Below are 23,345 nucleotides of genomic sequence, written 5' to 3'. Positions count from 1 at the left end.
TCCTGAGCTGAGCAAGTCGATGACTAAAAAACTCCATATAAAAACCTGGGGCTGTCAGATGAACGAATACGATTCATCGAAGATGGCCGATCTGCTGGATACCACCCACGGATACCAGCTGACTGAAAATGCGAAAGAAGCCGATGTGCTGCTGCTGAACACCTGTTCAATTCGTGAAAAAGCACAGGAAAAAGTCTTTCATGTGTTAGGCCGCTGGAAGCTTCTCAAACGGAAAAATCCGGACCTGATCATTGGCGTGGGTGGCTGCGTCGCATCGCAGGAAGGTAAGCTGATCCGCCAGAGAGCCCCCTATGTGGATATCGTTTTTGGCCCTCAGACCCTGCACCGCCTGCCAGAGATGATTAATCAGGTTCGCGGCAGCCGTAGCCCAGTGGTTGACGTGAGTTTCCCGGAGATCGAGAAATTTGACCGTCTGCCAGAGCCGCGCGCTGATGGCCCGACCGCCTTCGTCTCCATCATGGAAGGCTGCAACAAATACTGTACTTACTGCGTGGTACCTTACACCCGCGGTGAAGAAGTGAGCCGCCCGGCAGACGATATCCTGTTTGAAATCGCGCAGCTTGCCGCGCAGGGCGTTCGCGAAGTGAACCTGCTGGGCCAGAACGTGAACGCCTGGCGCGGGGAAAACTACGACGGCACCACTGGCAGCTTTGCTGAACTGCTGCGTCTGGTGGCGGCGATTGACGGCATTGACCGCATTCGCTTTACCACCAGCCATCCGATGGAATTTACCGACGACATTATTGACGTCTATCGCGATACGCCAGAGCTGGTGAGCTTCCTGCACCTGCCGATCCAGTGCGGCTCTGACCGCGTGCTGAACCTGATGGGTCGTCCACATACGGTGCTGGAGTATAAGTCCACCATCCGCAAGCTGCGTGAAGCGCGCCCGGATATCCAGATTAGCTCCGACTTTATCGTCGGCTTCCCTGGCGAAACCGCTGATGACTTCGAGCGCACCATGAAGCTCATCGGCGAGGTGAATTTCGACGTCAGCTACAGCTTCATCTTCTCAGCACGCCCGGGCACCCCAGCGGCCGATATGGTTGACGATGTGCCGGAAGAAGAGAAAAAGCAGCGTCTGTATATTTTGCAGGAGCGTATCAACCAGCAGGCCAACGCCTGGAGCCGTCGTATGCTCGGCACTGTCCAGCGTATTCTGGTGGAAGGCACTTCCCGTAAGAGCATCATGGAACTGTCTGGTCGAACCGAAAATAACCGCGTGGTGAATTTTGAAGGCACCCCGGACATGATTGGTAAGTTTGTGGACGTCGAGATTGTCGAAGTGCTCACGAACTCGCTGCGCGGGAAGGTGGTACGCACTGAGGACGAAATGGGTCTGCGTATTGCACAGACTCCGGAATCCGTTATCTCTCGCACCCGTAAAGTCAACGATTCTGGCGTAGGTATTTACCAGCCCTGATCCCTCTGGCCTGCCTGTCCGGCAGGCCTTGTATTTCCTCTCATCACCCCCAATATCTACCGCAACGCTTGCGCCTTTATTCTATGGCGTGAATAATTTCGGTAATGACCGTTTTATTACGCCGTGTGGCCACAGGTCAGTTAACCAAATAAAGAGGAACAGTTTGAACATAGATACGCGTGAAATTAGCCTTGAGCCCGCAGACAACGCTCGCCTGCTGAGCCTGTGCGGGCCGTTTGATGACAACATCAAACAACTGGAGCGACGTCTGGGTATCGAAATCAATCGTCGCGATAACCATTTCAAACTCACCGGACGCCCAATCTGCGTCAACGCCGCGGCAGATATTCTCCGCAGCCTGTATGTTGATACCGCCCCGATGCGCGGTGAGATCCAGGATATTGAACCTGAACAGATCCACCTGGCCATCAAAGAGGCGCGCGTGCTTGAGCAGAGCGCGGAAAGCGTGCCGGACTATGGCAAAGCCATCAACATCAAAACCAAACGCGGCGTGATTAAGCCTCGTACCCCGAACCAGGCACAGTACATCGCCAATATTCTCGACCATGACATCACCTTTGGCGTGGGTCCGGCGGGTACGGGTAAAACCTATCTGGCCGTTGCTGCTGCTGTCGATGCGCTTGAGCGTCAGGAGATCCGCCGTATCCTGCTGACCCGCCCTGCTGTAGAAGCCGGTGAGAAACTCGGCTTCCTGCCGGGCGATTTAAGTCAGAAAGTGGACCCCTACCTGCGCCCGCTGTACGACGCGCTGTTCGAAATGCTCGGCTTCGAGAAAGTTGAAAAGCTCATTGAACGTAACGTGATTGAAGTGGCCCCGCTGGCCTACATGCGTGGGCGTACACTTAACGACGCGTTCATCATTCTGGATGAGAGCCAGAACACCACCATTGAACAGATGAAGATGTTCCTGACGCGTATTGGCTTTAACTCGAAAGCGGTTATTACCGGTGACGTCACCCAGATTGACCTGCCGCGTAACACCAAATCGGGTCTGCGTCACGCCATCGAAGTCCTGGCCGAGGTAGACGAAATCAGCTTCAACTTCTTCCACAGCGAAGACGTGGTACGCCACCCGGTGGTCGCGCGTATCGTTAACGCTTATGAGGCCTGGGAAGAGGCAGATCAGAAGCGCAGGGCCGAGCTGGCCGCAGAACGTAAGCGCGAAGCGCAGGAGCATGAACAGAAATGAGTCAGGTGATCCTCGATTTACAGCTGGCCTGTGAAGATAATTCAGGCATGCCAGAAGAGGCACAGTTTCAGAAATGGCTGGATGCCGTTATCCCCCAGTTTCAGGAAGAATCAGAGGTCACGATTCGCCTGGTGGATGAAGCAGAAAGCCATGAGCTCAACCTGACCTATCGCGGGAAAGATAAGCCGACCAATGTGCTCTCTTTCCCGTTCGAAGCCCCTCCGGGCATTGAGATGCCGCTGCTGGGCGATCTGATCATCTGCCGTCAGGTGGTTGAGCAGGAAGCCAAAGAGCAGCAAAAGCCGCTGGAAGCGCACTGGGCACACATGGTGGTGCACGGTAGCCTGCATCTTCTGGGTTACGACCATATTGAAGATGACGAAGCGGAAGAGATGGAATCCCTCGAGACAGAGATAATGCTTGCTCTGGGCTATGAGGATCCGTACATTGCCGAGAAAGAATAGTCAGTCACTGACTACCATGCCGCCGCGCAGGGACATAGCGCGGCGGTTAACGTTGAACTAACAAGAGAACCCTTAACAAACGCCATGAGCGACGACAATTCACACAGTAGCGACACGACAACCACTAAAAAGGGATTTTTCTCCCTCATCCTGAACCAGCTTTTCCACGGCGAACCGAAAAACCGTGACGAACTGCTGGAGCTGATTCGTGATTCCGGGCAGAACGACCTTATCGACGAAGATACGCGCGAAATGCTCGAAGGGGTGATGGACATCGCCGACCAGCGCGTCCGCGACATCATGATCCCCCGCTCGCAGATGATTACCCTGAAACGCAACCAGACGCTGGACGAGTGCCTCGATGTGATTATCGAATCGGCTCACTCACGTTTCCCGGTCATCAGCGAAGACAAAGATCACATCGAAGGGATTTTGATGGCGAAAGATCTGCTGCCGTTTATGCGCAGCGATGCCGAAGCCTTCAGTATGGAAAAAGTGTTACGCCCGGCCGTGGTTGTGCCGGAAAGTAAGCGTGTGGATCGGATGCTGAAGGAGTTTCGCTCCCAGCGCTATCACATGGCGATTGTTATTGATGAATTTGGTGGCGTTTCCGGTCTGGTCACAATCGAAGACATCCTTGAGCTGATCGTGGGCGAAATCGAAGATGAGTATGACGAAGAAGAGGATATCGACTTCCGTCAGCTGAGCCGCCACACTTGGACCGTGCGCGCGCTGGCCTCCATTGAAGACTTCAATGACACCTTTGGCACCAGCTTCAGCGATGAAGAAGTGGACACCATTGGTGGTCTGGTGATGCAGGCCTTCGGCCATCTTCCGGCCCGCGGTGAAACCGTTGACATCGATGGTTACCAGTTCAAGGTCGCAATGGCTGACAGCCGACGTATTATTCAGGTTCATGTCAGAATGCCGGACGACTCACCGGTGCCAAAACTGGAAGATTAATGTAAATGGCATTTGCCCCACTCTTTGAACGCCAGCGCGTCCGTTTGCTGCTGGCGCTGTTACTCGGAGCCAGCGGTACGCTGGCTTTTTCTCCTTACGATATTTGGCCAGCCGCTATTCTCTCCCTGATGGGGCTACAGGGTCTTACCCTGAACCGTCGTCCGGTACAGGCCGCGGCCATAGGCTACTTCTGGGGGCTGGGGCTGTTTGGCTCTGGTATCAACTGGGTCTACGTCAGTATCGCGCAATTTGGCGGAATGCCGGGGCCGGTTAACGTCTTCCTGGTTGTGCTGCTCGCCGCCTATCTTTCGCTCTACACTGGCCTGTTCGCCGGTATTCTATCTCGTCTGTGGCCTAAAACGACCTGGCTGCGCGTCGCGATAGCGGCTCCCGTTGTCTGGCAAATCACCGAATTTCTGCGCGGCTGGGTACTGACCGGCTTCCCGTGGTTGCAGTTCGGCTATAGCCAGGTGGACGGCCCGCTGAAAGGTCTGGCTCCCGTCATGGGCGTGGAGGCGATTAACTTCCTGCTCATGGCGGTCAGCGGCCTGCTGGTGCTGGCTCTGGTGACACGTAACTGGAAGCCGCTGGTTGCCGCGTTAATCCTGTTTGCCCTGCCTTTCCCACTGCGTTATATCCAGTGGTTCACGCTGGAGCCCGCGCGCGCCACGCAGGTATCGTTGATACAGGGCGATATCCCGCAGTCATTGAAATGGGATGAGAATCAGCTGCTGAACACGCTGAAAATCTATGCCAACGCCACCGAAAAGGTGATGGGTAAATCGCAGCTCATCATCTGGCCTGAGTCTGCGATCCCGGATCTGGAGATCAATCAGCAGCCCTTCCTGAAGATGATGGACGATCTGCTGCGCGCGCGCGGCAGTACGCTGATTACCGGAATTGTGGATGCGCGTCTCAATCAGCAGAACCGCTATGACACGTACAACACGATCATTACGCTCGGTAAGGACAGCGAATACAGCTATACCTCCACCAATCGTTACAACAAAAATCACCTTGTACCGTTTGGCGAATTTGTTCCGCTGGAGTCTATTCTGCGCCCACTGGCACCGTTCTTTGACCTGCCGATGTCCTCATTCAGCCGGGGCCCTTACGTTCAGCCGCAGCTGCATGCGCACGGTTTTGCCCTGACGGCCGCTATTTGCTACGAGATTATCCTCGGCGAGCAGGTGCGCGATAACTTCCGCCCGGACACCGACTATCTGCTGACCATCTCAAACGATGCGTGGTTCGGTAAATCGATCGGCCCGTGGCAGCACTTCCAGATGGCACGAATGCGTTCTCTGGAGCTGGCACGTCCGCTGTTGCGCAGCACCAATAACGGCATCACCGCCGTGATTGGCCCGCAGGGTGAAATCCAGGCCATGATCCCGCAGTTCACCCGTGAGGTGCTGACCACGAAAGTGACGCCAGCTACGGGCCTGACGCCTTATGCGCGCACCGGGAACTGGCCGCTGTGGATCCTGACCACGCTGTTCGGTTTTGCCGCCGTAGTGATGAGCCTGCGTCAGCGTCGTAGATAACCTGGCCTTCTGTTGCCGGGTGGCGGCTACGCCTTACCCGGCCTACTCTCCGGCGCAGCCGCCACCCGACAATTTCCTCCTAAACTTCAATTCTGGCACGCCTGTTGCTTTGTTTAATTACGCAAACGCTGTCTGGCTTAACGTGCAACCTTGTCGCACCAGCATGGATCTCCGGTAGCACCGAAACGGTGCAACGAGAGATTATTGCCTCTGAATGGTGCGGCGCGCTTCGCAAAAATAAACAATAACGCAGCAAAATCTTTACATTAAGCCAGACTAAATGTTAACAAGCTTGCATAACACTGCACTCGCATTGCGCGAGATATAACAACATTACAATGGGTATCAAAGCGTCACTGGCGCTGATAAGAAAGGAGTTGGGTATGCAATTACGTAAACTGGCCACAGCAATGCTGGTTATGGGAATGTCTGCGGGCATCGTTCACGCTGAAGACGCTCCGGCAGCAGGAAGCACTCTCGACAAGATTGCCAAAAACGGCGTGATCGTGGTCGGCCACCGTGAATCTTCTGTCCCGTTCTCTTACTACGACAACACGCAAAAAGTCGTGGGCTATTCACAGGATTACTCCAACGCCATCGTTGAAGCCGTGAAGAAAAAGCTGAACAAACCTGACCTGCAAGTGAAGCTGATCCCCATCACTTCACAGAACCGTATTCCTCTGCTGCAAAACGGCACATTTGATTTTGAATGTGGCTCAACCACCAACAACCTTGAGCGTCAGAAACAGGCCGCTTTCTCGGACACTATCTTCGTTGTAGGCACCCGCCTGCTGACGAAGAAAGGCGGCGATATCAAAGATTTTGCTGACCTGAAAGGCAAAGCGGTTGTCGTGACCTCCGGTACCACGTCCGAAGTGCTGCTGCACAAGCTGAACGACGAGAAGAAAATGGACATGCGCATCATCAGCGCGAAAGATCACGGCGACTCCTTCCGTACCCTGGAAAGCGGTCGTGCCGTTGCGTTTATGATGGATGACGCTCTGCTGGCAGGCGAGCGCGCCAAGGCGAAGAAACCAGACAACTGGGAAATCGTCGGGACTGCGCAGTCGAAAGAAGCTTACGGCTGTATGCTGCGTAAAGGCGATGAAGGCTTCAAAAAGCTGATCGATGACACCATCGCTCAAGCGCAAACCTCTGGCGAAGCGGCAAAATGGTTCGACAAATGGTTCAAGAACCCAATTCCACCAAAAAACCTGAACATGAACTTTGAACTGTCTGACGACATGAAAGCGCTGTTCAAATCACCAAACGACAAAGCTCTTAACTAACTAGAACGACAGGGGCGGGATCTCCTGCCCTCTCGATTGTCGGGAAGCATGGACAGACTATACGTTGAGTGGTCGTTCCCCACTCAGCGCAAAAATTGAGCTTCTCACCAATCTTCGAGGGTAGCGCTGCTACCCTCTTTTTTCTGGAGTTTACTATGTCAATTGACTGGAACTGGGGCATCTTTCTGCAACAAGCCCCGTTCGGCAACACCACCTATCTCGGCTGGCTGTGGAGCGGCTTTCAGGTTACCGTTGCGTTATCGATAACGGCGTGGATTATCGCGTTTCTTGTCGGTTCGCTGTTCGGTATTCTGCGTACCGTCCCTAACCGTTTTCTCTCTTCGATTGGCACGCTCTATGTGGAACTGTTCCGTAACGTTCCGCTGATCGTGCAGTTCTTTACCTGGTATCTGGTGATCCCGGAACTGCTGCCGGAAGATCTCGGCATGTGGTTCAAGGCCGAGCTGGATCCTAACGTACAATTCTTTGTCTCCTCCATGCTGTGTCTGGGACTGTTCACCGCTGCGCGCGTCTGCGAGCAGGTGCGTGCCGCCATACAGTCACTGCCACGCGGACAAAAGAATGCGGCACTGGCGATGGGCCTGACCCTGCCACAAGCCTACCGTTACGTACTGCTGCCTAACGCTTACCGCGTCATCGTTCCGCCGATGACCTCCGAGATGATGAACCTGGTAAAAAACTCGGCCATCGCCTCAACCATTGGTCTGGTAGATATGGCGGCGCAGGCGGGCAAACTGCTGGATTACTCCGCTCACGCATGGGAATCCTTCACGGCAATCACGCTCGCCTATGTTCTGATTAACGCTTTCATCATGCTGGTGATGAACCTGGTTGAACGCAAAGTACGCCTGCCGGGCAATCTGGGGGGCAAATAATGTACGAATTTGACTGGAGTTCCATTGTTCCCTCCATGCCTTATCTGCTGGATGGCCTGGCGATCACCTTAAAGATCACCGTAATCGCCATTATCGTTGGTATTGTCTGGGGCACCCTGCTGGCAGTGATGCGCCTGTCGAGCTTTAAGCCGCTCGCCTGGTTTGCTACGGCTTACGTTAACGTGTTCCGCTCCATTCCACTGGTCATGGTGCTGTTGTGGTTTTACCTGATTGTTCCCGGCTTTTTACAGAACGTGCTGGGACTGTCGCCGAAAACCGATATCCGCCTGATCTCTGCCATGGTGGCATTCTCCATGTTTGAAGCCGCCTACTACTCCGAGATCATCCGCGCAGGTATTCAGAGTATCTCGCGCGGGCAGTCCAGCGCTGCGCTGGCGCTCGGTATGACGCACTGGCAGTCCATGAAGCTCATTATTCTGCCGCAGGCGTTTCGCGCCATGGTTCCGCTGCTGCTGACGCAGGGCATCGTCCTGTTCCAGGATACCTCCCTGGTCTACGTGCTGAGCCTGGCAGACTTCTTCCGTACCGCCTCCACCATTGGCGAACGTGACGGAACGCAGGTTGAGATGATCCTCTTCGCAGGCGGGGTCTATTTTGTGATTAGTTTAAGCGCATCGCTGTTGGTCAGCTGGCTGAAGAAAAGGACCGTATAATGATTTCCCTGAAAAATGTTTCTAAATGGTATGGGCACTTTCAGGTGCTGACCGACTGCTCAACAGAAGTGAAAAAAGGCGATGTGGTGGTGGTATGCGGCCCGTCCGGCTCCGGTAAGTCGACGCTTATCAAAACCGTTAATGGGCTGGAACCTGTCCAGCAGGGCGAGATTGTCGTTAACGGCACCAAAGTGAATGACCGCAAAACCAACCTTGCCCAGCTTCGCTCCCACGTTGGGATGGTGTTCCAGCATTTTGAGCTGTTCCCTCACCTCTCCATCATTGAGAACCTGACGCTGGCGCAGGTGAAAGTGCTGAAGCGCGACAAAAAAGCGGCGCGTGAAAAGGGACTGAAGTTGCTGGAACGCGTCGGGCTGTCTGCGCATGCGGATAAGTTCCCTGCGCAGCTTTCAGGTGGCCAACAGCAGCGCGTGGCAATCGCGCGTGCGCTGTGCATGGATCCGGTGGCGATGCTGTTTGATGAGCCGACGTCCGCGCTCGATCCTGAGATGATCAACGAAGTGCTGGACGTTATGGTGGAACTGGCGCACGAAGGGATGACCATGATGGTGGTGACGCACGAAATGGGCTTCGCCCGTAAAGTGGCCAACCGTGTGATCTTCATGGATGAAGGGAAAATTGTTGAAGACTCACCTAAAGAAGAGTTCTTCGCAAATCCTAAATCTGAACGTGCAAAAGACTTCCTCGCCAAAATCCTGCATTAATCTTTTTAGTGCGCAATCTGTGGATTGCGCACTGCTTCACGCTTTAGATCTCTTTTTCTATTCGGCGTCACATCGCAGCGTTAACCTTGTCACAAATAATGCTAAGAATGGAGAACGCCATGGCACAGCCTATTATTCTCGACTGCGATCCGGGTCATGATGACGCGATCGCACTCGTCCTTGCTCTTGCCTCCCCTGAACTGGACGTAAAAGCTGTCACCTCCTCTGCAGGGAACCAGACGCCGGATAAAACCCTGCGAAACGTGTTGCGCATGTTAACGCTGCTAAAACGCACCGATATTCCGGTCGCAGGTGGCGCCATTAAGCCGCTAATGCGCGAGCTGATCATTGCGGATAACGTTCACGGTGAAAGTGGGCTAGATGGCCCGGCGCTGCCGGAGCCGGGTTTCGCACCACAAAACTGTACTGCCGTCGAGCTCATGGCGAAAGTTCTGCGTGAAAGCGCAGAGCCCGTGACGCTGGTGGCGACCGGCCCGCAGACCAACGTAGCGCTGCTGCTGAACAGCCATCCTGAACTGCACAGCAATATCGCCCGTATCGTCATCATGGGCGGGGCAATGGGGCTGGGGAACTGGACGCCAGCCGCGGAGTTCAACATCTTTGTTGACCCGGAAGCCGCAGAAATCGTCTTTCAGTCGGGCCTGCCGATTGTGATGGCGGGGCTGGACGTTACCCACCGCGCACAAATTATGGCGCAGGACATCGAACGATTTCGTACTGTGGGTAACCCGGTTGCAACAACCGTGGCAGAGCTGCTCGATTTCTTTATGGTGTATCACAAAGCCGAGAAGTGGGGATTCCACGGCGCCCCGCTGCATGACCCATGCACCATCGCCTGGCTACTGAAGCCGGAAATGTTTACCACGGTCGAGCGTTGGGTTGGTGTGGAAACACAGGGGAAATATACCCAGGGAATGACGGTGGTGGACTATTACTCGCTGACGGGAAACAAGCCGAATACCACAGTGATGGTGAATATCGATCGGAAAGCGTTTGTGGATTTGCTGGCGGAGAGGCTGGCTTATTATATTTAGGCCGGCAAGCAAAAAAACAATTGGGCATTCCAGGCAGTTCTGTCGCCTGATGCCCACGACATATCTCTCTCCTGCAAAGAACCTCCTGAAATCAATGTTCATAAAGTAAGAAAAAAATCCTTTATGATTTTAGCTAACCCCTCAAGCTTTCATTCATAATAACAATTATTACTTACGACCAATTCAACTCAATAATGAATAGGAGACATTTTTTGCGATTTTTTTCAAAAATGAGATAAGCATCGCTTTGTTTAATAATGACATGCTCGATGATCGAATGATCATAGCAAAGGAGCAGTTATGTATTACAGCGAAGAGATCATTAAGCGCATTGGAACTGATAAAGAGCTAGCTGTTCGTTTAGATAAAGCATTAATGGGGGTTAAACAGGGTGTTGTAGATTATGTAAACGGTCTTGGTGACGCCACAACACGGTAACTTTATTATACATCCTGTCTTACAGACAACTATCAGGATGTATGTAAAAAACTTGGGTCTGAAGATATAAGGTTTATTTGCGCTCTGTATGAACTTATCAAGCATAGAGATATTATATTCAGGATGTTGAAAATATATATTGAAACCATCCTAAAAAATAAAAACGAGACCGAGAAGAAAACAATTCTTCAGAAACTAACACCATTTACAACAAATTATTCTATTAAATACATTTCAAAAAATGGTTTAATTTACGCTGTAGCGTCGTATATATGCTACGGGAACAAGATGAATTTAGCTGTACAAAATGCATTAATAAAAAAAATAGGAAGCAGAGTCGGGTGGATTGTAGGGGGATTAAATATTTATGGAATTGTACAACGTGCTGCTGAGAGTGCAGATAATCTGAAAAATTTCTGTCCTTTATTTTATAATGCATTATACATGGAAGGTTTAGAAATGATGTATTTTTTAATAGAGCCCATAATCATGAAGTCAGGTTATTTAAATATTAACACGGCATCTGATGAAGAAATTGTCAGAGCACTAAAAAGAATGATGTGACAATGCTTACTTTAATAAATAGCTTTTTGAGGAGTTGTATACGCCGTTTTTTTAATAGCATAAAAGATGATTGCATTAATAATATTATAGGTTTTGGAATGGTTTCCCTTATCGCCATAATTTCCATTTCTGTTTCGGCTCTCATCGACAATAATAAAATAGCATTCGGAATTATCGCTTTAATAGTGACACTTATACTTTTGCCAATATTGTTTTATAAAGGAAAATAATCAAATGTCTATACCGGCGCATATTTGGTTCACCGATGACAACGGCTCACCTTTGATTGGTGAATGTTTAATGCCAACACGATTGGGTTCAACTGAACTTAAATCGTTCAACCATTCCGTATGGATCCCGACAGATCATAACACCGGCAAACTCACGGGAACTCGCCTTCATGTGCCGATCAGATTTGAAAAAGAAATAGACCGTCTAACACCATACTTATTCAGGGCTGTATGTCAGGGAAGAATATTGAAAGAAGCTGTAATAAAAATGTATAAGATTAATGACGCTGGAATCGAGATGGAATATTTTAATATAATACTGGAAAACGTAAAGATAACACAAATTTCTCCTGTTCTATTCCCAATAGGTATTGCAAGTAAACATATGGAAGAAGTTGAAATTCGATATGAATCTATAGAATGGAAATATACTGATGGAAATATAATGTTCAAAGATTTGTGGAATGAAAGAGTCATAGCATAAAAGAAAAGGACTGCTGGAGTTGCTTTCTGTTTTGCTTTTACCTTGTGCGGCCTGATACCCTCACCCCGGCCCTCTCCCACAGGGCTGAGGGTTCCCCACAAATTAATGCGAGCACTGAGCAATCCCCTCGCCCCTCCGGGGAGAGGGTTAGGGTGAGGGGAACATACGGCGGTGGTGGTCATTCCGTTCACTTTATGTTCCTTGCTACTCTGTAACGACATGACCGGTGAACGTGCCAGGGTGGCTCAGTCGCCACCACCCTGGCGACCCGGGCTCCCGGCGGTAAATCGCCGCTTCGCGGTGACCTCGGCTTATTCCTTCCGGCTTATCGGGTACGGGCGGAGGCAACGTCCCTGTAAAGCCGCCCTCTCGGCGCATCCCTGCGCCTCGCCCCGGCCGGAAGGCAAACGCCTCAGCGATTTACAGCCGGACCAGGGCATCGCTGACAGCCCTCAGTCATTTAGAAAGCAACTTTATTGCTTCTGCATAAAAAAATTACTGGGGATCCCTCAGCCCACAGGGAGAGGGAGCAGACACTAAAAACGGCAACGACGTTGCCGTTTTGCTTTTACCTACGGCTCAAACGGCCGACGCTGGAACTGGTCGTGCCCGCATTTCGGACACAGCGACAGCACCTCCGGCGTATAAACGGCGATATGGTGGTGGCACTTCTCACACACCAGGTTCCCCAGCCCCACCACTTCGCCGCTGTGATAGACACCGTGGTGGTTTAAATCCTGGAATACCTCGCGCCACTCCAGTTGGGTTTTATCGGTAATATCCGCCAGCTCCTGCCACAGGCTCTCTTTAATTACCCGCATAAAAACACTGTCGGCGATTTCGTCCTGGCTCTCTTCATAGCTTCGCGCAAACTCTTCCAGGTCGCGGCGCACGGCGCGCGTCACCTCTTCCACTTCGGTTCGCGATAACTCACCCGTTTGCGTCACGCGTGCGCGTGCCTGTTCGACCAACGCGTCGATATCACGCTCGCCGTTACGCAGCCTTTCCGTCAGAGTCGCTACCAGTTCACGGTAAAATTGAGCAACCTTGTTCATCATTTTGCCTCCCGGGTAAGTAACTGTCTCTAATAATAGACCTTATTTCGTCGCCGCTTTGTCAGGTGAAGCACAGACCCGGTAAATTCCTGCAAAGTGCATTTGCGTGAAAGGCTGTTTTGACGCGGGCGTTTGGGCTATGCTATGCGGATCTGAATTACCACATCCATTGGCTACATTTGTAGCTGTATTGAACACAGGACCACTGGCTGCCATGCAAGAGCAATACCGCCCGGAAGAGATAGAATCAAAAGTCCAGCAACACTGGGACGAGAAGCGCACCTTTGAAGTAACCGAAGACGAGAGCAAAGAGAAGTATTACTGCCTGTCGATGCTTCCCTATCCTTCTGGTCGACTACACATGGGCCACGTGCGTAACTACACCATCGGTGACGTGATTGCACGCTACCAGCGTATGCTGGGCAAAAACGTACTTCAGCCTATCGGCTGGGATGCGTTCGGCCTGCCTGCTGAAGGCGCGGCGGTGAAAAACAACACGGCACCGGCTCCGTGGACGTACGACAACATCGCGTACATGAAAAACCAGCTGAAAATGCTGGGCTTTGGCTATGACTGGAGCCGCGAGCTGGCAACCTGTACCCCGGAATACTACCGCTGGGAGCAGAAGTTCTTCACCGAGCTGTATAAAAAAGGCCTGGTCTACAAGAAAACGTCCGCCGTTAACTGGTGCCCGAACGACCAGACCGTTCTCGCGAACGAGCAGGTTATCGATGGCTGCTGCTGGCGCTGCGACACCAAAGTTGAGCGTAAAGAGATCCCGCAGTGGTTTATCAAAATCACCGCCTACGCTGACGAACTGCTGAACGATCTGGATAATCTGGATCACTGGCCTGACACCGTTAAGACCATGCAGCGCAACTGGATCGGCCGTTCCGAAGGTGTGGAAATTACCTTTAACGTAGAAAACTACGACCAGACGCTGACCGTCTACACCACCCGTCCGGACACCTTCATGGGCGCGACCTACCTGGCCGTGGCCGCAGGTCACCCGCTGGCGCAAAAAGCGGCGGAAAACAATCCGGAGCTGGCGACCTTTATCGACGAATGCCGCAACACGAAAGTGGCCGAAGCCGACATGGCGACGATGGAGAAAAAAGGCGTTGATACCGGCTTCAAAGCGATCCACCCGCTGACGGGCGAAGCGATCCCAGTCTGGGCCGCCAACTTCGTACTGATGGAATACGGCACAGGCGCCGTGATGGCCGTGCCGGGTCACGATCAGCGCGACTACGAATTTGCCACCAAATACGGCCTGACCATCAAGCCTGTTATTCTTGCTGCTGACGGCTCTGAACCCGATCTCTCTGAGCAAGCGCTGACTGAAAAAGGCACCCTGTTTAACTCCGGTGAGTTCAGCGGCCTGAGCTTCGAAGAGGGCTTCAACGCCATCGCCGACAAACTGGCCTCCCTGGGCGTGGGCGAGCGTAAAGTGAACTACCGTCTGCGCGACTGGGGCGTTTCCCGTCAGCGTTACTGGGGTGCGCCAATCCCAATGGTGACCCTGGAAGACGGCACCGTGATGCCAACGCCGGAAGATCAGCTGCCGGTGATCCTGCCGGAAGACGTGGTCATGGACGGCATCACCAGCCCGATCAAAGCCGATCCTGAGTGGGCAAAAACCACCGTCAACGGTCAGCCAGCGCTGCGTGAAACCGACACCTTTGACACCTTTATGGAATCCTCCTGGTACTATGCGCGCTACACCTGCCCGCAGTACAAAGAAGGCATGCTGGATTCCGATGCTGCAAACTACTGGCTGCCGGTAGACATCTATATCGGTGGCATTGAACACGCCATCATGCACCTGCTCTACTTCCGCTTCTTCCACAAACTGATGCGTGACGCAGGCCTGGTCAACTCCGACGAACCGGCAAAACAGCTGCTGTGTCAGGGTATGGTGCTGGCAGATGCGTTCTACTACGTTGGCGCGAACGGTGAACGTAACTGGGTTTCTCCGGTTGATGCGATTGTGGAGCGCGACGAGAAAGGCCGTATCGTGAAGGCGAAAGACGCCGAAGGTCATGAACTGGTTTATACCGGCATGAGCAAGATGTCCAAGTCTAAAAATAACGGTATCGACCCGCAGGTGATGGTTGAGCGTTACGGCGCTGACACCGTGCGTCTGTTCATGATGTTCGCCTCCCCGGCAGATATGACGCTGGAATGGCAGGAATCCGGCGTTGAAGGGGCAAACCGCTTCCTGAAACGCGTCTGGAAACTGGTTTACGAGCACACCTCACAAGGTGATGCGCCAGCGCTGAACGTGGCTGCACTGAGCGAAGATCAGCAGGCGCTGCGTCGTGATGTTCATAAAACCATTGCGAAAGTCACCGATGATATTGGTCGTCGTCAGACCTTCAATACCGCAATTGCGGCTATTATGGAACTGATGAACAAGCTGGCAAAAGCCCCGCAGGACGGCGAGCAGGATCGCGCGTTAATGCGCGAAGCGCTGCTGGCGGTCGTTCGCATGCTGAACCCGTTCACGCCGCACGTTAGCTTCACCCTGTGGCAGGAGCTGAAAGGCGAAGGCGATATCGATAACGCGCCGTGGCCAGTGGCGGATGAATCCGCTATGGTGGAAAACACCACGCTGGTTGTGGTGCAGGTTAACGGTAAAGTGCGCGGTAAAATTACCGTCGCGGTCGACGCAACCGAAGAACAGGTTCGCGAGCGCGCAGGCCAGGAGCATCTGGTCGCGAAATACCTTGAGGGCGTTACCGTACGTAAAGTGATCTACGTACCCGGTAAACTGCTGAATCTGGTCGTTGGCTAAGCGCGGGAGGAAACGTGCGACACCTGGCAACAATACTCTTATCTCTGGCGGTGCTGGTCACCGCTGGCTGCGGCTGGCACCTGCGCAATACCACGGCAGTGCCTGCTCAGATGAAAACAATGATCTTCGACTCATCCGATCCGAATGGACCGCTGAGCCGGGCCATTCGTAACCAGCTGCGTTTGAACGATGTTGAGCTGATCGAGAAGGGAACCCTGCGTCAGGATGTTCCTTCGCTCCGCGTCCTGAAATCAACGCTGTCACAAGACACGGCATCGATCTTCCAGGATGGACGAACCGCGGAATATCAAATGGTGCTTACCGTTGATGCGGCCGTTTTAATGCCAGGTAAAGATATTTACCCTATCAATACCAAAGTCTACCGCTCGTTCTTCGATAACCCGCAGACGGCCCTGGCAAAAGACGCCGAACAGCAGATTATCATCAAGGAAATGTATGATAAGGCCGCGGAGCAACTGATCCGCAGACTGCCTGCCATTGCCGCGTCGACGAAAAAAGGCGCTGACGTTATCGAAACACCGGATGCCAGCACGCCGGATATGCCAACGTCGCTGGGTAACTGATGATCAGGTTGTATCCTGAACAACTCCGCGCGCAGCTCAACGAAGGGCTGCGCGCGGCCTATCTGCTACTCGGCAATGACCCCCTGTTACTTCAGGAAAGCCTTGATGCGGTTCGCCATGCGGCAGCCGCGCAGGGTTTCGATGAGCATCATACGTTCCAGATCGATAACAGTACCGACTGGAACGCTATCTTCTCGCTTTGTCAGGCCATGAGCCTGTTTGCCTCTCGTCAGACAATCCAGATCGTGCTGCCAGAGAATGGTCCTAACGCGGCCATCAATGAACAGCTGACCATGCTGGTGAGTTTATTACACGGCGATCTGCTGCTTATCGTACGCGGTAACAAGTTCACGAAAGCGCAGGAAAACGCGGCCTGGTTTACCCAGCTTGCCACCAATGCGGTACTGGTCACCTGCCAGACGCCAGAACAGGCGCATCTGCCAAAATGGGTTGCCGCGCGCGCAAAGCTGCACAATCTGCAACTGGATGATGCCGCCAGCCAGCTCCTTTGCTATTGCTATGAAGGCAACCTTCTGGCACTGGCGCAGGCGCTGGACAGGCTCGCCCTGCTGTGGCCCGATGGCAAGCTGACGCTACCGCGCGTGGAACAGGCGGTGAATGATGCCGCGCACTTTACTCCCTTCCACTGGGTTGATGCGCTGCTGTCGGCGAAAAGTAAGCGAGCCCTGCACATACTGCAACAGCTGCGCCTGGAAGGGAGTGAGCCGGTCATTCTGCTCCGCACGCTCCAGCGCGAATTACTGCTGCTGAACAACCTTAAACGTCAGTCGGCACATACGCCCCTGCGCGCCTTATTCGATAAACATCGCGTCTGGCAGAACCGTCGGGCGATGACCACGGAGGCGATAAACCGCCTGAGCCAGGAGCAGTTGCGTCAGGCAGTGCAACTTCTGATGCGCGCCGAACTGACGTTAAAACAGGACTACGGCCAGTCTGTCTGGGCGGAGCTGGAGAGTCTCTCTTTGCTGCTCTGCCATAAGGCGCTGGCAGACGTATTTATCGATGGGTGATATGCATTCTTTACAGGCAATGTATGGCGGGACCTTCGACCCGGTACACTATGGGCATCTTAAGCCGGTAGAAATCCTCGCGAATTTGATTGGGTTGCAGCGGGTAATCATCATGCCCAACAATGTTCCTCCGCATCGTCCTCAGCCAGAAGCAACCAGCGAGCAGCGCAAAGCGATGCTCGCGCTGGCTATCGCAGATAAGCCTCTCTTCACGCTGGATGAGCGCGAATTGCGCAGGGATACCCCTTCCTGGACATCGCAAACGCTGCGGGAGTGGCGCGCTGAGCAGGGGCCCATGCAACCGCTGGCGTTTATCATCGGCCAGGATTCCTTGCTCAACTTTCCCAGCTGGTACCAGTACGAAACCATTCTGGAAAACAGTCATCTGCTGGTCTGCCGCCGTCCGGGCTACCCGTTGACCATGCGCGACGCGCAGCATCAGCAGTGGCTTGACGCGCATCTGACGGACAATATAGAAGACCTGCACAGTCTACCCGCCGGGAAAATTTACCTCGCTGAAACGCCGTGGTTTGATATTTCCGCGACCCTCATCCGCGAGCGTCTCCAGCAGGGTTTAGACTGTGACGATCTCCTGCCCTCGCCCGTGCTGGCCTATATCCACGCACACGGTTTGTATCAGAAAAGTACAGATGCCTGATCATCACCGGCGAAATTGTCTGTTAATGTTTATCCTGCCTTGACAGGCTAAGCCATACTGATATCCTCCGCTGCCAGACTTTCCCGCCGATCGCTGCTTTACAGAAATTGTTTTACAAAAATGGCGATGCAATCTCAGGCGGAGGGTGGGATGATACCCGCCTTCAAAAGCCGGGCGGTGACATTTGTCCCGCGACTGGCGTCAGTTCAGGTATACTGACTGGCCACGAATTCATAGTTGTACAATCTCATTCACCCAGGGGGAAAACTTGCAGGGTAAAGCACTCCAGGATTTTGTTATCGACAAAATTGATGACCTGAAAGGTCAGGACATCATCGCTATCGACGTTAAGGGTAAATCCAGCATCACCGACTGCATGATCATCTGCACCGGGACCTCAACTCGTCACGTTGTTTCGATTGCTGACCATGTTGTTCAGGAATCGCGCGCGGCAGGGCTGCTTCCGCTGGGCGTTGAAGGTGAAGCGACCGCTGACTGGGTGGTTGTCGATCTCGGCGATGTGATTGTCCACGTCATGCAGGAAGAGAGCCGTCGCCTGTATGAGCTGGAAAAACTCTGGGGTTAATGCGTGAAGTTGCAACTGGTCGCCGTCGGCACCAAAATGCCGGACTGGGTACAAACCGGTTTTACTGAGTATCTGCGTCGTTTCCCAAAAGATATGCCGTTCGAACTGGTGGAGATCCCAGCAGGAAAGCGCGGCAAGAACGCAGATATCAAACGTATTCTCGATAAAGAGGGAGAGCTGATGCTGGCTGCCGCAGGCAAAAACCGCATCGTGACCCTCGATATCCCGGGAAAACCCTGGGATACGCCGCAGCTGGCGCACGAACTGGAGCGCTGGAAGCAGGATGGTCGTGATGTCAGTCTGTTGATTGGCGGACCAGAGGGGTTATCTCCCGCCTGCAAAGCGGCAGCAGAACAAAGTTGGTCACTCTCGGCGCTGACGTTGCCCCACCCGCTTGTGCGGGTTCTCGTGGCAGAAAGTTTGTATCGCGCATGGAGCATCACTACCAACCACCCTTATCACCGCGAGTAATGACTGACCAGGGTAATTTAAGCAGCGGATGAAACTACAGAATTCTTTTCGCGACTATACGGCTGAGTCCGCGCTGTTTGTGCGCCGGGCGCTGGTCGCCTTTACGGGGATTTTGCTGCTTACCGGCGTGCTGATCGCCAACCTCTATAATCTGCAAATTGTCCGCTATACCGATTACCAGACCCGCTCAAACGAAAACCGTATCAAGCTGGTGCCCATCGCGCCCAGCCGCGGCATTATCTACGATCGTAACGGCACCCCGCTGGCGCTAAACCGCACCATCTACCAGATAGAGATGATGCCGGAGAAAGTGGATAACGTGCAGAATACGCTGAACGCGCTGAGAAGCGTTGTCGACCTGACTGATGACGACATCGCTGCGTTCAAAAAAGAGCGCGCACGTTCTCACCGCTTCACCTCTATTCCGGTAAAAACCAACCTGACGGAAGTGCAGGTCGCCCGTTTTGCCGTTAACCAGTACCGTTTCCCCGGTGTGGAAGTCAAAGGCTATAAACGTCGCTACTATCCTTACGGCTCCGCGCTGACGCACGTCATAGGCTACGTCTCCAAAATTAACGATAAAGACGTCGAACGCCTTGATAAAGACGGCAAGCTGGCTAACTACGCCGCAACCCATGATATTGGCAAGCTTGGGATTGAACGTTATTACGAAGATGTCCTGCACGGTCAGACCGGGTATGAAGAGGTTGAAGTTAACAACCGTGGCCGCGTGATCCGTCAGCTCAAAGAGGTTCCCCCACAGGCGGGACATGACGTTTATCTGACGCTCGACCTGAAGCTACAGCAGTATATCGAAACGCTGCTGGCGGGTAGCCGGGCCGCCGTGATCGTGACCGACCCGCGTACCGGCGGTATTCTGGCGATGGTTTCTATGCCAAGCTACGATCCGAACCTCTTCGTGGATGGCATCTCCAGCAAGGATTACTCCGGCCTGCTCAACGATCCAAACACCCCGCTGGTGAACCGCGCCACGCAGGGGGTTTATCCTCCAGCCTCAACGGTAAAACCGTATGTCGCAGTTTCTGCGCTGAGCGCGGGCGTCATTACTCGTAATACCAGTCTGTTTGACCCTGGCTGGTGGCAGTTGCCTGGCTCTGAAAAACGCTACCGTGACTGGAAAAAATGGGGTCACGGCCATCTGAACGTGACCAAATCACTGGAGGAGTCGGCGGATACCTTCTTCTATCAGGTCGCCTACGACATGGGAATTGATCGTCTGTCTGAATGGATGAGCAAATTCGGCTACGGACATTACACCGGTATAGATTTGGCGGAAGAACGTTCCGGCAACATGCCAACCCGCGAATGGAAGCTGAAGCGCTTTAAAAAACCCTGGTATCAGGGTGATACCATTCCGGTGGGCATCGGCCAGGGCTACTGGACGGCAACGCCGCTGCAAATGAACAAGGCGATGATGATCCTCATCAACGATGGCGTTGTGAAAGTACCGCACCTGCTGCAAAGCACCGTAGAAGACGGCAAAAAAGTGCCATGGATACAGCCGCACGAGCCGCCGGTGGGTGACATTCATTCCGGGTACTGGGAAATCGCGAAAGACGGGATGTATGGCGTAGCCAACCGCCCTAACGGGACGGCGCACAAATATTTCGCTGGCGCACCGTATAAGGTTGCCGCGAAATCAGGTACGGCTCAGGTCTTCGGTCTGAAAGCGAATGAAACCTATAACGCACATAAAATTGCTGAACGTCTGCGTGACCACAAGCTCATGACGGCGTTTGCCCCTTATGATAACCCGCAAGTTGCGGTGGCGATGATTCTTGAGAACGGCGGCGCAGGCCCGGCGGTGGGTACCATCATGCGTCAAATCCTCGACCACATCATGCTGGGTGATAACAACACCGAACTGCCAGCTGAAAACCCGGCAGCCGCTGCGGCGGAGGACCAATAATCATGACGGATAATCCGAATAAAAAATCGCTGTGGGACAAGATCCACATCGACCCTGCCATGCTGCTGATCCTGCTGGCTCTGCTGGTGTACAGCGCCCTCGTTATCTGGAGCGCCAGCGGCCAGGATATCGGCATGATGGAGCGTAAAGTTGGCCAGATCGCCATGGGTCTGGTCATTATGGTGGTGATGGCGCAAATACCACCGCGCGTGTATGAGGGCTGGGCGCCCTATCTCTATATTTTCTGTATCATTTTGCTGGTGGCAGTAGATGCGTTCGGTGCTATCTCGAAGGGGGCGCAACGCTGGCTGGATCTGGGAATTGTCCGCTTCCAGCCGTCAGAAATCGCCAAAATCGCCGTTCCGCTGATGGTGGCGCGCTTCATTAACCGCGACGTCTGCCCGCCGTCGTTGAAGAATACCGCCATTGCGCTGGTGCTGATTTTCCTGCCGACGCTGCTCGTGGCCGCACAGCCTGACCTCGGTACCTCGATTCTCATCGCCCTCTCCGGCCTGTTCGTCCTGTTCCTGTCCGGCCTGAGCTGGCGTCTGATCGGCATCGCGGTGGTCCTGCTGGCTGCCTTTATTCCTATTCTCTGGTTCTTCCTGATGCATGATTACCAGCGCCAGCGCGTGATGATGCTGCTCGATCCCGAGACCGATCCGCTGGGCGCAGGCTATCATATTATTCAGTCGAAGATTGCGATTGGCTCCGGCGGCCTGCGCGGAAAAGGCTGGCTGCACGGGACTCAGTCGCAGCTCGAATTTTTACCGGAACGCCACACCGACTTTATCTTTGCCGTTCTGGCTGAGGAGTTAGGGCTGGTTGGCATCCTGGTTCTGCTTGCACTCTACGTGCTGTTGATCATGCGTGGGCTCTACATTGCCGCACGCGCGCAGACCACCTTTGGCCGGGTTATGGCGGGTGGATTAATGTTGATTTTGTTCGTTTATGTCTTCGTAAATATTGGTATGGTGAGTGGTATTCTGCCGGTTGTTGGTGTACCGCTGCCGCTGGTGAGTTACGGGGGCTCGGCACTGATCGTGTTGATGGCCGGGTTTGGTATCGTCATGTCGATCCATACCCACAGGAAAATGTTGTCCAAAAGCGTATAAAAATAAGGGGATCGCAATGCGTAAGCAGTGGCTGGGGATCTGCATCGCAGCAAGTTTACTTGCCGCCTGTACAAGTGATGATGGTCAGCAACAGGCAACCGTCGCGCCGCCGCAGCCTGCGGTCTGTAATGGCCCGATTGTTGAAATTAGCGGTGCCGATCCCGTTTATGAACCGCTGAACGCCAGCGTGAATCAGGATTATCAGCGCGACGGTAAAAGCTATAAAATCGTTCAGGATCCTTCCCGTTTCAGCCAGGCCGGCTTTGCTGCCATCTATGACGCTGAGCCAGGCAGCAATCTGACCGCGTCAGGTGAAACCTTCGATCCGATGCAGATCACGGCGGCACACCCGACACTGCCTATTCCAAGCTATGCGCGCATCACTAACCTGGCGAATGGCCGGATGATCGTGGTACGTATCAACGATCGTGGCCCTTACGGCAACGATCGCGTGATCTCCCTGTCACGCGCGGCAGCCGACCGTCTGAATACCTCAAATAATACAAAAGTGCGTATCGACCCGATTATCGTGGCGCAGGATGGTTCGCTGTCTGGCCCGGGCACGGCCTGTACCACGGTCGCGAAACAGACCTACGCCCTGCCCGCACGCCCGGATCTAAGCGGTGGTATGGGGGGCGCTTCAATGCCAGCAGAGCCCGCGCAGCCGCAGGGTGAAGTGCACGCCATCAGCAACGATACGCTACAAAGTGAAGATGCTACAGGCGCCCCGGTGAAAAGCAGTGGTTTCCTTGGTGCACCCACCACGTTAGCGCCGGGCGTGATTGAATCAAATGAACCTGCCCCAGCGCCTGCGCCCGTTGTTGCTGCACCCGCTGCACAACCCGCCCCGGTGACCGCACCGGCTGCTACGCAGACTGCGGCGCCTGCGACGGCGAGCGGCAGCTACGTGGTTCAGGTTGGCGCCGTCAGCGATCGGGCCCGTGCAGAGCAGTATCAGCAGCGTTTAAGCCAGCAGTTTGGCGTGCCAGGCCGCGTTGAGCAAAACGGTGCGGTATGGCGTATCCAGATGGGTCCGTTTGCCAGCAAATCGCAGGCAGCGTCCCTGCAACAGCGTTTGCAGAGCGAGGCGCAGCTCCAGTCGTTTATCGCTGTTGCGAAGTAATTAATCGGTGGTATC

The 23,345-nt window shown here is 53.7% G+C and carries 23 protein-coding genes; 22 read left to right on the top strand and 1 reads right to left on the bottom strand.

Annotation, left to right across the window (positions count from 1 at the left end; genetic code table 11):
• Nucleotides 1–19: 19 nt before the first annotated feature.
• The 13 genes from miaB to L2Y28_RS05970 all read left to right on the top strand — a co-directional run bounded on the left by miaB (nucleotide 20) and on the right by L2Y28_RS05970 (nucleotide 11,980).
• A complete protein-coding gene (gene miaB, locus L2Y28_RS06030) occupies nucleotides 20–1,444 on the top strand; it encodes a tRNA (N6-isopentenyl adenosine(37)-C2)-methylthiotransferase MiaB (RefSeq protein WP_003858672.1) in 1,425 nt (474 codons plus the stop codon).
• A gap of 163 nt (nucleotides 1,445–1,607) precedes the next feature.
• Nucleotides 1,608–2,654, top strand: a complete 1,047-nt coding sequence (locus tag L2Y28_RS06025) for a PhoH family protein (protein WP_022647440.1) — start codon at nucleotides 1,608–1,610, stop codon at nucleotides 2,652–2,654.
• Nucleotides 2,651–3,118 carry an rRNA maturation RNase YbeY gene (gene ybeY, locus L2Y28_RS06020; RefSeq protein ID WP_003858677.1) on the top strand — a complete coding sequence of 156 codons (468 nt, stop codon included), beginning with the start codon at nucleotides 2,651–2,653 and terminating at the stop codon, nucleotides 3,116–3,118. Before L2Y28_RS06025 ends, ybeY begins: the two co-directional genes overlap by 4 nt.
• 84 nt (nucleotides 3,119–3,202) lie before the next feature.
• On the top strand, nucleotides 3,203–4,081 hold the full coding sequence (gene corC, locus L2Y28_RS06015) for a CNNM family magnesium/cobalt transport protein CorC (protein ID WP_003858679.1): 879 nt from the start codon (nucleotides 3,203–3,205) through the stop codon (nucleotides 4,079–4,081).
• Between the two features lie 5 nt (nucleotides 4,082–4,086).
• Nucleotides 4,087–5,625 carry an apolipoprotein N-acyltransferase gene (lnt, locus tag L2Y28_RS06010; RefSeq protein WP_022647439.1) on the top strand — a complete coding sequence of 513 codons (1,539 nt, stop codon included), beginning with the start codon at nucleotides 4,087–4,089 and terminating at the stop codon, nucleotides 5,623–5,625.
• Between the two features lie 383 nt (nucleotides 5,626–6,008).
• Nucleotides 6,009–6,914 (top strand): amino acid ABC transporter substrate-binding protein, encoded by a 906-nt coding sequence (locus tag L2Y28_RS06005; RefSeq protein WP_022647438.1) that lies wholly within the window; start codon nucleotides 6,009–6,011, stop codon nucleotides 6,912–6,914.
• Between the two features lie 155 nt (nucleotides 6,915–7,069).
• Nucleotides 7,070–7,810 (top strand): glutamate/aspartate ABC transporter permease GltJ, encoded by a 741-nt coding sequence (gltJ, locus tag L2Y28_RS06000; RefSeq protein WP_015571133.1) that lies wholly within the window; start codon nucleotides 7,070–7,072, stop codon nucleotides 7,808–7,810.
• Complete coding sequence (gltK, locus tag L2Y28_RS05995; RefSeq protein WP_022647437.1) at nucleotides 7,810–8,484, top strand: glutamate/aspartate ABC transporter permease GltK; 675 nt, start codon at nucleotides 7,810–7,812, stop codon at nucleotides 8,482–8,484. The genes gltJ and gltK overlap by 1 nt, the downstream gene beginning before the upstream one ends.
• Complete coding sequence (locus L2Y28_RS05990) at nucleotides 8,484–9,209, top strand: amino acid ABC transporter ATP-binding protein (protein WP_006809622.1); 726 nt, start codon at nucleotides 8,484–8,486, stop codon at nucleotides 9,207–9,209. Before gltK ends, L2Y28_RS05990 begins: the two co-directional genes overlap by 1 nt.
• Nucleotides 9,210–9,328: 119 nt before the next feature.
• Nucleotides 9,329–10,264 (top strand): pyrimidine-specific ribonucleoside hydrolase RihA, encoded by a 936-nt coding sequence (gene rihA, locus L2Y28_RS05985; RefSeq protein WP_022647436.1) that lies wholly within the window; start codon nucleotides 9,329–9,331, stop codon nucleotides 10,262–10,264.
• Between the two features lie 300 nt (nucleotides 10,265–10,564).
• Nucleotides 10,565–10,702 (top strand): hypothetical protein, encoded by a 138-nt coding sequence (locus L2Y28_RS05980; protein WP_022647435.1) that lies wholly within the window; start codon nucleotides 10,565–10,567, stop codon nucleotides 10,700–10,702.
• Nucleotides 10,703–10,990: 288 nt separating this feature from the next.
• Nucleotides 10,991–11,266: a hypothetical protein gene (locus tag L2Y28_RS05975; RefSeq protein ID WP_096171507.1), complete on the top strand. Its 276-nt coding sequence runs from the start codon at nucleotides 10,991–10,993 to the stop codon at nucleotides 11,264–11,266.
• A 234-nt stretch (nucleotides 11,267–11,500) separates the two neighbouring features.
• Nucleotides 11,501–11,980, top strand: coding sequence for a type VI secretion system tube protein TssD (locus tag L2Y28_RS05970; RefSeq protein WP_022647434.1), 480 nt, complete (start codon nucleotides 11,501–11,503; stop codon nucleotides 11,978–11,980).
• Between the two features lie 572 nt (nucleotides 11,981–12,552).
• On the opposite strand, the gene L2Y28_RS05965 is transcribed toward L2Y28_RS05970, so the two are convergent.
• Nucleotides 12,553–13,035 (bottom strand): zinc ribbon-containing protein, encoded by a 483-nt coding sequence (locus L2Y28_RS05965; RefSeq protein ID WP_032621827.1) that lies wholly within the window; start codon nucleotides 13,033–13,035, stop codon nucleotides 12,553–12,555.
• A 214-nt stretch (nucleotides 13,036–13,249) separates the two neighbouring features.
• Here L2Y28_RS05965 and leuS point away from each other — a divergent pair, with 214 nt between their 5' ends.
• The 9 genes from leuS (at nucleotide 13,250) to rlpA (ending at nucleotide 23,330) form a co-directional block, all read left to right on the top strand.
• A complete protein-coding gene (leuS, locus tag L2Y28_RS05960; protein ID WP_015571136.1) occupies nucleotides 13,250–15,832 on the top strand; it encodes a leucine--tRNA ligase in 2,583 nt (860 codons plus the stop codon).
• A gap of 14 nt (nucleotides 15,833–15,846) precedes the next feature.
• Nucleotides 15,847–16,416, top strand: coding sequence for an LPS assembly lipoprotein LptE (gene lptE / locus L2Y28_RS05955; protein ID WP_022647432.1), 570 nt, complete (start codon nucleotides 15,847–15,849; stop codon nucleotides 16,414–16,416).
• Nucleotides 16,416–17,447 (top strand): DNA polymerase III subunit delta, encoded by a 1,032-nt coding sequence (holA, locus tag L2Y28_RS05950; RefSeq protein WP_022647431.1) that lies wholly within the window; start codon nucleotides 16,416–16,418, stop codon nucleotides 17,445–17,447. Before lptE ends, holA begins: the two co-directional genes overlap by 1 nt.
• Complete coding sequence (gene nadD / locus L2Y28_RS05945) at nucleotides 17,440–18,105, top strand: nicotinate-nucleotide adenylyltransferase (protein ID WP_023299589.1); 666 nt, start codon at nucleotides 17,440–17,442, stop codon at nucleotides 18,103–18,105. Before holA ends, nadD begins: the two co-directional genes overlap by 8 nt.
• A gap of 268 nt (nucleotides 18,106–18,373) precedes the next feature.
• Nucleotides 18,374–18,691 carry a ribosome silencing factor gene (gene rsfS / locus L2Y28_RS05940; protein ID WP_003858696.1) on the top strand — a complete coding sequence of 106 codons (318 nt, stop codon included), beginning with the start codon at nucleotides 18,374–18,376 and terminating at the stop codon, nucleotides 18,689–18,691.
• Nucleotides 18,692–18,694: 3 nt separating this feature from the next.
• On the top strand, nucleotides 18,695–19,162 hold the full coding sequence (gene rlmH / locus L2Y28_RS05935; RefSeq protein WP_003858701.1) for a 23S rRNA (pseudouridine(1915)-N(3))-methyltransferase RlmH: 468 nt from the start codon (nucleotides 18,695–18,697) through the stop codon (nucleotides 19,160–19,162).
• A gap of 28 nt (nucleotides 19,163–19,190) precedes the next feature.
• Nucleotides 19,191–21,092, top strand: coding sequence for a peptidoglycan DD-transpeptidase MrdA (gene mrdA, locus L2Y28_RS05930; RefSeq protein WP_022647429.1), 1,902 nt, complete (start codon nucleotides 19,191–19,193; stop codon nucleotides 21,090–21,092).
• A 2-nt stretch (nucleotides 21,093–21,094) separates the two neighbouring features.
• Nucleotides 21,095–22,207 carry a peptidoglycan glycosyltransferase MrdB gene (gene mrdB, locus L2Y28_RS05925; RefSeq protein ID WP_022647428.1) on the top strand — a complete coding sequence of 371 codons (1,113 nt, stop codon included), beginning with the start codon at nucleotides 21,095–21,097 and terminating at the stop codon, nucleotides 22,205–22,207.
• A 16-nt stretch (nucleotides 22,208–22,223) separates the two neighbouring features.
• Nucleotides 22,224–23,330, top strand: coding sequence for an endolytic peptidoglycan transglycosylase RlpA (gene rlpA / locus L2Y28_RS05920; RefSeq protein ID WP_022647427.1), 1,107 nt, complete (start codon nucleotides 22,224–22,226; stop codon nucleotides 23,328–23,330).
• Nucleotides 23,331–23,345: the final 15 nt, after the last annotated feature.

It is taken from the genome of Enterobacter sp. JH25 (assembly GCF_021725435.1).
Taxonomy (GTDB): domain Bacteria; phylum Pseudomonadota; class Gammaproteobacteria; order Enterobacterales; family Enterobacteriaceae; genus Enterobacter; species Enterobacter intestinihominis.
This window is presented reverse-complemented; position numbering and strand designations above follow the sequence as displayed.